Source organism: Bacillus sp. ABR (assembly GCF_056172715.1).
Genome location: NZ_JAOYSL010000001.1, coordinates 119,871 through 132,512 on the forward strand (window position 1 = coordinate 119,871; position 12,642 = coordinate 132,512).

A 12,642-nucleotide genomic window follows, 5' to 3' on the forward strand; every position below is an offset into this window, starting at 1 on the left:
CAATCTCTTTTTTTATGGACTTTTTAAAGAGTTCATTATTTCAGTATAAGATCGTGTCGTAGGAGGGTGTTAGCATTGGCACAACAAGAATTAAAACGAGATTTATCAAACCGTCATGTACAATTGATTGCTATTGGCGGAACCATTGGAACAGGGCTGTTTTTAGGCTCTGGAAAAGCCATTCAATTGGCAGGTCCATCAATCATTTTTGCTTATTTAATTGTCGGAATGGCCATCTTTTTTGTCATGAGGGCACTTGGAGAATTGCTTTTATCGAAGGCGGGCTATCAGTCATTAACCGATATTGCAGAGGACTATCTCGGCCCGTGGGCATCTTTTGTGACAGGGTGGACCTATTGGTTTTGCTGGATTATGACAGCGATGGCGGATGTCATTGCGGTCGGAGTGTATGTGCAGTATTGGTTTGATATCCCGCAATGGATTCCTGCTATCATTTGTTTGTTGATTTTACTAGGATTGAATCTATTAACGGTGAAGCTTTTCGGAGAAATGGAATTTTGGTTTGCACTCATTAAAGTGATTACGATTCTATTACTGATCGGTGTTGGAATTATTCTTTTAATCATTGGTTTTCAAACCGATGCCGGACCGGTGACAGTAACGAATTTATGGTCTCATGGCGGGTTATTCCCGAATGGTGTCACAGGCTTCTTGCTGTCATTCCAGATGGTGATTTTTGCGTATGTGGGAGTTGAACTGGTTGGCGTATCCGCAGCAGAAACAGCCAATCCGCAAAAAAACATTCCCTCTGCGATTAATAAAATTCCATTAAGAATTCTATTTTTCTATGTGGGTGCGATCTTTGTTTTACTATGTATCAACCCATGGTCTGAGCTCAGTGCATCAGAAAGTCCTTTTGTGAAAACCTTTGGGCTCATTGGGATACCAGTAGCAGCGGGGCTTATCAATTTTGTTGTGTTGACGTCTGCGGCATCAGCTTGTAATAGCGGCATGTTCTCGACAAGCCGTATTCTGTATAATCTCAGTCATCAAAAGCAAGGGCCAGCTTCCTTTGGGCGTTTGAACAAGCACGCTGTCCCGAGTAATGCGCTATTCGTGTCAACGATTGTAGTATCGGTCGGTGCACTTTTAAGCAAGCTGATTCCCGAACAAGCCTTTGGGATTGTTACCACGATCAGTGCCATTTGTTTCATTTGGGTATGGAGTATTATTTTAATTTGTCATTTGAAATATAAAAAAACACGGCCTGAACTGCATGCAGCATCTACCTTTAAAGCACCGTTCACACCTTTTGTGAATATTTGCGTTCTTGCGCTCTTTGCAGCCATTCTCGTGATCATGCTCTTCGCAGATGCAACACGTCCTGCGTTGCTATTGACACCGGTATGGTTTGGTTTCTTATTTTTGATTTATGCACGAAAGAAACGCCGTGCATCGTAACGGACGGAAAAAGCACAGCCTTTTGACAGAGCTGTGCTTTTTATCATTTAACGATTTCTAATCTTCAACACATAATTTGCATTCAAAATGATCAAAACAATCCCAATGACCACGATCGAGAACAGTTGAGAGTGATTGGCTCCAAGCGAATACACAATCAAAATAAACATGGCACTAGTCAATAGAATATTCATCATTTGATACGTGTGAAACAGTCCGCCAAGCATGACATGCTTTTCCCCTTCGTCTGAAATGGCGAGCAGCTTTTTACTATAGTCTTTGTCGGACGGATTTGGTAGATTGCGATTAGGATAGACAAGTTTGAGGACGGATATCGCTGCATAAGAACTAATAATGGTGACGATAAATAAAGCAGCATTGACCAGAATCAACCAGAGTGGCTGCTCGGTGACGATGGTTATACCGATGGCAATAATGGACAAAATCGTACTCACCGTATTGGCTAATGTCGAATCAGTAAAGGTCCGATATTGCTTAGCCTCCAGTTCATCTTCCTCATCTCCAGAGACCGAAAGAGACACTCTTTTTTTCATACGTGAAATCCCTGAAAAACAATAAATAATCAATAAAATTGTCACTCCACTGATGACAAGAGTCGCTTCAAATGCAATATCAATAAGTGTCATCTCAAATTCGGCTGCCAGCAGACAGTAAGCACCGAGAAAGCCAAGGAGAGCACCTAAGAGCATTTTGTATACAGTTTTCATGATAGTTCATCCTCCTCGAATAGAAAAATACGTTCAATGGGTTCCTGAAAAATTCGTGAAAGCTTAACAGCGAGCAAGAGAGACGGCATTAATTCATCACGTTCCATTAAGCTGATGGTTTGACGAGAGACCTTTGCACGTTTCGCAAGCTCAGTTTGGTTTAAACCATCACGCGCACGAAGCTCTTTTAACCGATTTTTCATTCTGTCACCTCAAGTTTTAATTGAAATCTTTCCTTGATTGTAAAGCATTATATTCAATTTGACAAGTAAAGTTGTCAAATTGATAAAAATAATTGTCAGAAAGATCATCTTTATTGAAAAGGTGAACCATGATACGCTAAAGGAAAGAGAAACAGAAAACAGGTGATGGCCGTGTTCATTGATCAATTAAAAAATGACTTACATCAATCACAACCGTTGTTCATTGGAGAAGAGACAGCGTTCAAAGCAGCAGTCCTGATCCCTTTAGTACAAGTAAATGGAGAATGGTATATATTATTTGAGGTACGATCGCTCACCATGAGAAAACAGCCGGGTGATATTAGTTTTCCTGGGGGCAAGCTCGACGGCAGCGAAACAGCACAGGAGGCTGCACTGCGAGAAACACATGAAGAGTTGGGCATTCCGCCAGAATCGGTCGATGTCCTTGGACAGCTCAGTCCTTATATCGCTTCTCCATCCTTCGTCGTATACCCATATGTCGGTATCATTGATGAGCAAAAAGTGAAACACTCCTATAATCAAGAAGAAGTAGAAGAGACCTTTACCGTGCCTCTATCATGGCTCAGCCAATATGAGCCGTACCTACATCATGTATCCGTTCAGCCAACACCAGGAGAGGACTTCCCTTATGAAAAAATCATGAATGGTGAAAAATACAGCTGGGGGAGCCGGTCGATTGAGGAATGGTTTTATGATTATGAAAACTACACCATATGGGGATTAACAGCCCGCATATTAAAGCATTTTGTATCTGTTGCAAAAAGAAATTCCTAGAGAATCGCTCTCTAGGAATTTGTTGTATTCAGCCGTTCCTTCGCTGTTTGTTTTCCTTTATCAATTGGAATAGGCGCTCTCGCTTGGCTCAGTCCGTAGGAAGGCATGTTCACGTAGATGGATTCATACGAGCCGGCTTGAATTTGATATGTTTCATGATAAATGCCGACCGCATCATTATTTCGTGCCATTTGGTTAAATCTTTTCCAAGCAGCCAAATGCTTCTCCATCTTGGCATAGGCAAGGAGGTCATCTGTTGATTTCCAATATTGAATCATCGCTGTCGTGCGTAATCCAAAGTAATTCTCTGTTCCAAGAAACCCTAGCTCCTCTTGATGGGTATACAGCTCCTTGATCATGCCAGGCATCGCCATGAACACAGGCATCCATTGATGAATGGCCCAGCGTTTGTTGATCCTCATTCCGATAATGAACACCACAATCGAATCAGAATTGTCCGTTGTAAATCTGCCAGCACGTATGTCTTTTTTCATTCATTTACCCTTCCTTCTTCATCGAATGGAATGTCTCCACGCACCAATCAATTCCAGCTTGAGCCACTCTTTTCCCATAATCTAAAGTAAACAGCCAATACTTCGCATCCGCTTCATCTGGGTACAGCTCTTGAATGTTTTGTTCAATCGCAACATATGTCTCATAACGAATACGGAGCTGCCTCTCATAATCCTGTAAAAGCGCTAGTTTTTTCTCAAACGAAAGATATTGACCGAAGAATAATTTTAATAACACCTCATTCCGCTCTGTTGGTAACTGATCGAGCGGCTGCGCCAGCCATTCTCTTAACGTGTCCAGTCCTTTTTCAGTCAAATGATATTCCCGCTTGTCTGAGCGACCAGAGCTAGCAGCAGGTGAAACCTCCGCAAGGCCTTCCTCGACTATTAGCTTTAAAGCTGGATAAATTTGTCCATAACTGATTTTCCAAAAATGATGCAAGCTCCTATCAATTAATTGCTTCACTTCGTACCCTGACTTACAATCTGTCGTTAAAATACCTAAAATCGCATACGTCGTATCATTGTATTTTTTCATATCAGCACACCTATCTAAAAGATATATCATTTAGATATATAATAAATGATGGGGAGTGGCAGATACAAGGGGTTGTTGAAAAATAAATTCGATAAAGGAGGTGACTCACTCATATATTGATAGAAAAAATGAAATTCTGTCGGTGGAGGTATGTATGAATAGATCGAAAATCTGGATCGTGGCAATTCTAGCGGTACTAATCATGGGTGCTGTCAGCTGGATAGCATATCAAGCAAATGCAAAAAAGAGTGTATTGAATCAATCTTACGCCTTTGCATATAAGACCAAGAATCATGTGAACTGGTTCAAAGTAACGGAGAAAAAAGGGAAAGTAACAGGTCATCTGAATGAAACCATTTTGGAGGAAAACCCAAAAAGGCATTTTGATCCTAATCTATTTATCAACAAATATAAATTAACCGGCAAAACGATTGAAAACGGTTACGAATTTCAAGTGAAGCAAGGGAAAAAGACGGTCACATATGAAGTTCACCTTGCTGAAAAAGATCTTTCTGTGAGAAAACAAGGTGAAAAACAAAGCATCACATACAAAGCAGTCGATCAAACAAAACTACGTGCTGTTCAAAAGGACATTCATGACCGATATGAAGAACTGATGGAGGACACTGAAAATAGATTTCATGATTATGTAAGAAACTTCATCAAAAAAGTAACAGGTACTTACGGTTATTTGTACACGTCAGAGGATGGTTCATATCAGCTATTTCTAAAAGTAAAACGCATGCATATTGAGTCTGAATGGTCAGGATCTTTTCTGATGAGAACCGTTCCTGGAGATAGTAGTGAAACTTATAAAGAAACAAAATATGAGGCCAGAGGTATTTCGGACGGTATGATGTTTGATTTGGTCACTTACCCTGGGATTGAAAATGATTTTATTGTAGGTGAAACCGATCGAGACGCAACCTCAATTAAGCTTCCTTTTAAAATGGCAGGCGGTACAATAGAATTTAAAGCTGTCACGAAAGAGGAATATCAAGAACAAACGGAAGCATTTAAAAAGCAGGCTGAAGAAAAGAAAAAATAGACCGTATTGGATCAGGTGAATATGGGTTAATAACATATCTGAATTCTCCATGAAAAAAAGGATATTATTTGCATAGATGTAAGATATAATTACTAAAATATTTATCTAAATTTTCTAGTATCTATTTTTAAGTAAATAAGAATTTAGTTGAATATATGGTAAAATATTGTTGATGTTGATTTCTCAAATTAAATATTAGAGGAGGTACGTATGAGCAAATTGAAAATCTGGGTCGTGTCTATCCTAGCCGTACTCATCTTGGGTGGAGGCGGCTGGACAGCATATCAAGCAATCGCACAAAAAAATTCATTGAATCATTCCTATGCATTTGCGTATAAAACTAAGGATAGACTGAACTGGTTCGAGATATCTGAGAATAAAGGCAAAGTAACAGGTCATTTGAATGAAAGCTATATAGAAGAAATTTGGTGGGACCCTCAATTATATAAAAAACAATATGTCATAACCGGCCATTCAAAAGAAAATGGGTATGAATTTCAAATGAAAAAAGGAAAAGAAACGATCATATACGAAGTTCATTTTTCGGGGAAAAACCTTTCTGTGAAAAAACAAGGCGAGAAGCAAAGCACGATTTATAAAGCAATCAATCAAAAAAAGCTAGATACGTATCAAAAAAAGATTCAAAATCGACATCAAAATCTAGTTGATTCATCAGAAACTAGATTTTATGAAAATATGAGACACTTCAGGGATAAAGTGGCGAAAGTATATGGTTTTCTATATACGGCAGAGGATAAACAACTATTTTTACAAGTGGAAAGCATGCATGTTGAGAATGGATGGGACGGCTCCTTTTTAATAAAAACTGTTACTGAAGAAGGTTGTAAGCCCTATAAAGAAATGAAAATAGAGGTCGGGGGCTTTACTGATGGGGCAGGATTTTTCGAAATGAGCTATGATCCTATAATTGAAGATGGTGTCATTATAGGTTCGACTGATCGAGATGCAAAATCAGTAAAGCTGCCAATTAAAAAGACAGACGGTACAGTAGAGTTAAAAGCTTTCACGAGGAAGGAATATAAAAAACTCCCTAAACCATATATCATGACAGGCGATTCAATAGAGTTAAAAGCTGTCACGAAAAAGGAGTATGAAAAACAAGCGAAAGCATTTAAAAAGAGGGCAGAAGAAAAGAAAAAATAGATGAATTTAAACCAGATGAGTGAATCAACTTATCTGGTTTTTTGTGGAGAAAAATATTGTTGATTGATGATAGAAGGAACAAAAGAGTAGAAGGTTTCCTATAAGTGAATAGAGAAAAGTATTTTAGGTATATAGACCCTAATAATTTTTAGAAAAATAAATGTTGACGCTTTCATATAATGCGTATATACTAAAAACAAATCCAATATGAATAAATTAGACATGTGACTGGTCATGCAGGCAGGATCTAAAAACGATGAATTTTTCTTTTATTTGTCGTTTTAGGTCCTTTTTTTATTGCCAAAATATAGGTCTCGTGTATGAGAAAAGGGGGAGAAAAAATGAATTACACACAAGTTGCCAAAGACGTTTTACAGCATGTAGGTGGCAAAGAAAACATTGCGCACCTTGAGCATTGTTCAACAAGACTTCGCTTCACACTCATTGATCAGAAAAAAGCAGATGTACCAGCACTGGAAAAAACACCGGGTGTCATAGCTGTCAGAATGACAGGACAATGCCAAGTAGTCATTGGGAATGACGTCATTGAAGTGTATCAAAAGGTAACAAATTTAATAGGCAGCAGCTCATCAAGCCAAGACGTGCCATCCAATCAGCCAAAAGAAAAAAGAAAAGCAGGCACAGTTCTGTTAGATTTCATTGTCGGTGTCTTTCAGCCGCTTGTACCAGCTATCGCAGGCGGAGGAATTTTAAAATCATTTCTTCTCCTTTTCTCTTTATTAGGCTGGATGGATGCAAAGGGACAAACCTATCAAATACTGAACATGGTAGGTGACGCACCACTTTACTTTCTGCCTTTACTAGTTGCTGTAACGACGGCGAATAAACTAAAAGTAAACCCACTGGTCGCACTATCAGCAGTCGGTGCGCTTCTTCTGCCGAACATGACGGCGATGCTTACAGAAGGTGCACAATTACTGTCATTCGATGTGAAAAATATAGCTTATGCGTATCAAGTGTTTCCAGCCATCCTTTCTGTATTGCTTTACGCGCAAATGGAAAAATTCTTTACACGGTTTTCACCAAAACCAATTCGGATTTTCTTCGTTCCGATGATGTCATTGGTCATTACTGTACCAGTTACGCTACTTCTGTTAGGACCGATTGGTTTTACAGCGGGGCAAGGTTTTTCATCTATTATTCTTTCGATGTTTAATACGGTAGGCTGGGTAGCTGTCGCCATTTTAGCAGCGGTCCTCCCATTCATGGTGGCATCAGGCATGCATAAAGCAATGGTTCCTTATGCAGTCACAACGATGGGAACCCTTGGGAAAGAAGCACTTTATTTGCCGGCATCACTTGCGCATAATATTGCGGAAAGTGGAGCGTGTTTCGCTGTGGCACTTCGAACAAAAGACAAGGTACTTAGATCAACAGCCATTTCGGCAGGGATATCAGCCTTTTTTGGCATCACAGAGCCAGCGTTGTATGGTGTGACACTGCAAAATAAGCGAGTTCTAGGAAGTGTCATGATTGGTTCGTTTGTTGGCGGAATTTTCATTGGATTAGTTGGTATACAAGCCTTTGTGCTTGTTGGCCCTGGTTTAGCAAGCATGTCGATGTTTATATCAGATGAGCTACCGCGAAATCTGATGTTTGCTATCATTGGAGCGGTCATTTCGTTTATTGTCGCCTTTATCGCTGCTTTTGTATTAGGTAAAGATCGAACAGTAGAAGAAAAGACAAAGGACCAAGCTGGGTTTGCTGAAAAAATTGGAGCAGGCGAAACATTCAAGAGCCCTGTGATTGGCCAAATGATCTCTCTATCTGAAGTGAAAGATGATATTTTCTCTTCAAAGGTCATGGGAGAAGGAATTGCCATTGTACCTTCAAAAGGAGCACTTTATGCACCTGTAGATGGAGAGGTAACCTTGCTGTTCGAAACAAACCATGCACTTGGTATGAAAACGGACCATGGAGTTGAAGTATTATTCCACATCGGCATTGACACCGTTCAGTTGGAAGGGCAGTATTTCCATCCAAAAGTACAGGCTGGAGATCGTGTTCAAGCGGGTGATTTATTGATTGAATTTGATCTAGAAAAAATCATGGAAGCAGGATATGATCCAGTAACACTTGCTGTAGTCACAAATACAGATCAATATGATATTAAGGTACAGCCATTACAAGAGGTCAATCGTCAAGATACATTGATGGTTGTTACACAATTAGGAGGCTAATCATATGACAAAAATCAAAGGTTTTCCAAAAGGATTTTTATGGGGCGGCGCCATTGCTGCTAACCAGGCAGAAGGCGCCTGGAATATAGATGGAAAGGGGCCGTCTGTTGCAGATATTGCAATGTACCGTTCCAACTTGAGTGTAGAAGATTATGAAGGCCATCTTGCAGTTACCACTGAAAATATAGATCGTGCGATGAAAGATCCAGACGATAAAAAATACCCAAAACGCAGAGGTGTCGATTTCTATCATCACTATAAAGAGGATTTGGCTCTCTTTGCTGAAATGGGATTTCAAACACTTCGAATTTCTATTGCATGGAGTCGTATCTTCCCTACTGGAGAAGAAGCGGAACCGAATGAAAAAGGGCTGCAATTTTACGATCGTGTATTTGCAGAAATGAAAAAACACAACATAGAACCGATCGTGACTCTCTCTCATTATGAAATGCCTTTAGCCCTTAGTGTGAAATATAACGGCTGGGTTGAAAGAAAAGTAATTGACCTCTTTGTGAAATTCGCCAATGTTTGTTTCGAACGTTATAAAGATGATGTGAAATATTGGCTTACCTTTAATGAAATTGATAGTATTCACCGCCACTCTTTCATTACAGCGGGAATTATTCCTGATCGCTGCCCAGAAGGAAAAGTAGAAGAGACGGTGTACCAAGCACTTCATCATCAATTTGTCGCATCTGCTCTCGTAACAGCAGATTGCCATCGTATCATCCCAGGCAGTCAGGTAGGATGTATGCTGACAAAATTGACAACGTATCCGCATACGTGCCACCCGAATGATGTAGAACAAGCTTTGAAACAAAACTTAGAAAACTATTTCTATGCAGATGTTCAGGTGTTTGGCGAGTATCCGCCACTGATCAAGCGTATGCTTGAGAGAAAAGATATTCATATTCATATGGAAGCAGATGATCTTACCATTTTAAAAGAAAACACAGTAGATTTTATCTCATTTAGCTACTATATGTCTTTAACGGAATCAGCCCAAGAAGGATTAGAAGAGACAGAAGGGAATACCATTCGTGGAGTCAAAAACCCTTATCTTCCTTCAACTGATTGGGGCTGGCAAATTGATCCGGTTGGTCTGAAAATTTCTTTGATCGAATTGTATGATCGCTATCAAAAACCTCTTATCATTGTCGAGAACGGCATGGGTGCAAAGGATGTAGTTGAAAGTGATGGCTCAATCCATGACGACTATCGTATTAACTATTTCAAAGAGCATTTCCGTCAGATGAGAGAAGCTATTGAAGAAGGCGTCGATCTCTTTGGATATACGAGCTGGGGCTCGATTGATATTATTAGTGCAGGTACATCACAAATGTCAAAACGTTACGGCTTCATTCACGTAGATCAAGATGATGACGGGAACGGGACATTAAAACGATCTCGAAAAGACTCATTTTATTGGTACCAAAAAGTCATTGAGACAAATGGTGAATCGCTTGATTGAACACCACAATCATGAAAACAGGTGATGACGATGTTTAAAATCAAAAAAGTTTTAAACTCGAGCGTGGTCCTGGCTGAAGATCAGAACCAACAGGAGATGGTTTTGTTCGGCCGAGGAATTGGCTATGGCCAGAAACCAGGTCAAATGATAGAAGAGAAAAAAGCGGACCAAGTCTTTATGTCAGTCGATAACATGAGAGCAAAAGAATTTCTTCAATTGTTAGATTCAATGGCTCAGGAGTTTATCGATTTAACTCAGCAAATCGTCCAATATGCAGAAAAACGTTTAAACTCAACTTTAAATTCAGGTGTTTATTTTACCTTAATGGATCATTTGAATTTTGCAGTGGAACGTCATAAAAAGAATATTAATATTACGAATCGTGTGTATTGGGAAATCAAAAATTACTATACAGAAGAATTTGAAGTAGGGAACTACGCACTTGAGTTAGTCAATGACACATTGGGCATACAATTACCAAAAGAAGAAGCTGCCAATATCGCCTTTCACTTGATTAATGCATTAGGTGAAGAGTCCGAGTCCAAAGATGGTATGAAATACGCCAAGATGATCGGAAGTATTGTTAATCTTGTGCGCTATACGTTGAATATGAAAATGGATCAAGAGAATATTCATTACAGTCGGTTCATTACACATGTGAAATTCTTTGTAGAGAGATTTTATGCTGATAAATTATTATCAGATCAGGAAAATGAGTTATTTGAACAAATTGCACATTTATATCCTCAAGCGATGGATGTTGCTTTTAAGATCAAAGATTATATTAAACAGGTGCATAGTATCATCATTCCTAATGATGAGCTTACTTATCTTGCGGTACATATACACCGCCTTATTTCTTATCAGCAACTAAAATAAATGTGGAACCACTTGCCTTGATGAGGCGAGTGGTTCTTTATTTCAAATGTTTATATTAAGTTCCGATAGGTCGTTCTGTTGTACCATTTTCATCATTTAATGAATTGAAAGTCCCTGTTTGTCCTAAAACAACGATGGTCAAAGTGATAATCAATAAACTCATTTTTTTCATTAGAATTCCCCCAGTCAATGATAGGATGTTTCATGCGATCAGCTTCCTTTAAAAAGAGATAGGCTTGATGAATTGCTCCCAGCTCTTCAAAGTGTTTTGCTGCTAACGCACTTAATTCACAGACTCCTTCAGCATCTTTTAATTTTTTAAGAATGCTGATTTCATCGAAACAGGCTTGAGCTTTTTGAGCCATATCTTCAGTGAAATATAGATGGTAAAGCAAATTCATTTTTGCTGTATAGATGGGGCATTTCTCTGATTCATGTTTTTGGTTAACCAATTCGAAGTAATAGAGAGCTTGTGTCCTTTCATCGATAGAGAGTAGCTCCTTCATTAACATGTACATGGAGTGATGGAAGTAACACGATGAGAAATAGTCTTCGTCACTAAGAGCCTTTTCTAGGGCATCGATACATTTTTTTGATTCGCCAGCTTCGGCATACAAAATGCTGATATTATGATAAAGCTGTGATGTTAGAAAATGATCGTTTAGACTGTCTGCGATGTGTAATGCTTTTTTGTAGTAATTTTCTGCCCTTATAAAGTCGCCAATGTCCATATAATTAGCAGCGGCGATGACAAAGGCTGCAGCTAGTCTTCTTTCATATCCTTCATGGCTTTTGAAAATATCAATAGCATTCTGAATGTAGTGTAGAGAAATTAGGCTTTGACGAAGCAGCATATATAAGTTGGCAATTTTCGTATGGAATTCTGCTACTTCTATTTCATCAGGAATGTGTTGTAGTTTTTTCTCGGCAATTTTAAACAGTCCAATGGCTGATGCATAGTCTCTTTTATATGACGCGTAAAGGGCTTTGTATAGGTAAAAATAGTATTCAATTAAGTCGTTTGTTTTAGAGGGGCAATCTGGCTCTAGCTGTTCCTTCAGTTTCGTACCTCTTCGTTCATATAACATGAGCTTATACTTGCCTTCTAGCAATGAGTAATAGGTCAAGACCTCCTGATTCTCTTCCATTTTTTGAAGTAATTCCTTTACTTCTGTATACATTGCTTTTGCACTGTGTACATCATGCTTGCGAATTGCAATTCTCCAATCATTTAAACGATTCCCCACCTGTTCAGCAGAAATGATAGCCATGGAAATTTCACCTCTTTAAGATCCTTTCACCTGTTTCATAAAAAACGATATCACAATTTTTGGTAAAATATAATCGTTTCGGTGAGGCGATTGACAAGGGGTAATAAAAAGGACCTAAGGTCATGTGATGTACGATATTGTAAGGGAGAATGCTTGTTAACACAAATGAATAAAATCTCTTTTTAGAAATCTAAAAAAGGGTTATATACAACGGGTTTTAAGATAATGTACGAAAATACCGCTCATATATTTGATATAAAGAAATTTTAGCTATTTAAGAGGGGAAATGGAAGGTCGATCTAGGAAAGAAAATCAGGTATGATGTTGCTAGATCATGAGATAAGAAACTGATAGATGACGACAAAAGTAAGTATTAAACACAAACTCCGACCTTTAAGAAAGGATGTTGA

The 12,642-nt window shown here is 38.8% G+C and carries 12 protein-coding genes; 7 read left to right on the forward strand and 5 right to left on the reverse strand.

The genetic code is table 11. The features are described from left to right. Positions 1–75: 75 nt before the first annotated feature. Positions 76–1,422 (forward strand): amino acid permease, encoded by a 1,347-nt coding sequence (locus OIT90_RS00560; RefSeq protein ID WP_144491658.1) that lies wholly within the window; start codon positions 76–78, stop codon positions 1,420–1,422. Positions 1,423–1,469: 47 nt separating this feature from the next. Here the strand turns inward: OIT90_RS00560 and OIT90_RS00565 are convergent, their stop codons facing one another. Further along, positions 1,470–2,150, reverse strand: coding sequence for a DUF3169 family protein (locus tag OIT90_RS00565; protein WP_126682546.1), 681 nt, complete (start codon positions 2,148–2,150; stop codon positions 1,470–1,472). Then, entirely contained in the window at positions 2,147–2,353 is a 207-nt protein-coding gene (locus OIT90_RS00570) for a helix-turn-helix transcriptional regulator (protein WP_003215336.1), read from the reverse strand. The genes OIT90_RS00565 and OIT90_RS00570 overlap by 4 nt, the downstream gene beginning before the upstream one ends. Before the next feature lie 171 nt (positions 2,354–2,524). On the opposite strand from OIT90_RS00570, the gene OIT90_RS00575 reads away from it, so the two are divergent. Continuing rightward, positions 2,525–3,148, forward strand: a complete 624-nt coding sequence (locus OIT90_RS00575; protein WP_144491657.1) for an NUDIX hydrolase — start codon at positions 2,525–2,527, stop codon at positions 3,146–3,148. A gap of 11 nt (positions 3,149–3,159) precedes the next feature. Here the strand turns inward: OIT90_RS00575 and OIT90_RS00580 are convergent, their stop codons facing one another. Then, positions 3,160–3,642 carry a DUF4188 domain-containing protein gene (locus tag OIT90_RS00580; RefSeq protein ID WP_039182747.1) on the reverse strand — a complete coding sequence of 161 codons (483 nt, stop codon included), beginning with the start codon at positions 3,640–3,642 and terminating at the stop codon, positions 3,160–3,162. A 4-nt stretch (positions 3,643–3,646) separates the two neighbouring features. Continuing rightward, complete coding sequence (locus OIT90_RS00585) at positions 3,647–4,198, reverse strand: PadR family transcriptional regulator (RefSeq protein WP_047203745.1); 552 nt, start codon at positions 4,196–4,198, stop codon at positions 3,647–3,649. 154 nt (positions 4,199–4,352) lie between these two features. On the opposite strand from OIT90_RS00585, the gene OIT90_RS00590 reads away from it, so the two are divergent. The 5 genes from OIT90_RS00590 (at position 4,353) to OIT90_RS00610 (ending at position 10,961) form a co-directional block, all read left to right on the forward strand. Continuing rightward, complete coding sequence (locus tag OIT90_RS00590; protein ID WP_474892150.1) at positions 4,353–5,246, forward strand: hypothetical protein; 894 nt, start codon at positions 4,353–4,355, stop codon at positions 5,244–5,246. A gap of 210 nt (positions 5,247–5,456) precedes the next feature. Next, on the forward strand, positions 5,457–6,410 hold the full coding sequence (locus OIT90_RS00595) for a hypothetical protein (protein WP_474892151.1): 954 nt from the start codon (positions 5,457–5,459) through the stop codon (positions 6,408–6,410). A 341-nt stretch (positions 6,411–6,751) separates the two neighbouring features. Beyond that, on the forward strand, positions 6,752–8,611 hold the full coding sequence (locus OIT90_RS00600) for a beta-glucoside-specific PTS transporter subunit IIABC (protein WP_039182734.1): 1,860 nt from the start codon (positions 6,752–6,754) through the stop codon (positions 8,609–8,611). A gap of 4 nt (positions 8,612–8,615) precedes the next feature. Further along, positions 8,616–10,082: a glycoside hydrolase family 1 protein gene (locus tag OIT90_RS00605; protein WP_059377333.1), complete on the forward strand. Its 1,467-nt coding sequence runs from the start codon at positions 8,616–8,618 to the stop codon at positions 10,080–10,082. A gap of 30 nt (positions 10,083–10,112) precedes the next feature. After that, on the forward strand, positions 10,113–10,961 hold the full coding sequence (locus OIT90_RS00610) for a PRD domain-containing protein (protein WP_039182729.1): 849 nt from the start codon (positions 10,113–10,115) through the stop codon (positions 10,959–10,961). 92 nt (positions 10,962–11,053) lie between these two features. Here OIT90_RS00610 and OIT90_RS00615 read toward each other — a convergent pair whose 3' ends face one another. Next, positions 11,054–12,232 carry a Rap family tetratricopeptide repeat protein gene (locus OIT90_RS00615; protein WP_144516173.1) on the reverse strand — a complete coding sequence of 393 codons (1,179 nt, stop codon included), beginning with the start codon at positions 12,230–12,232 and terminating at the stop codon, positions 11,054–11,056. Between the last annotated feature and the right edge of the window lie 410 nt (positions 12,233–12,642).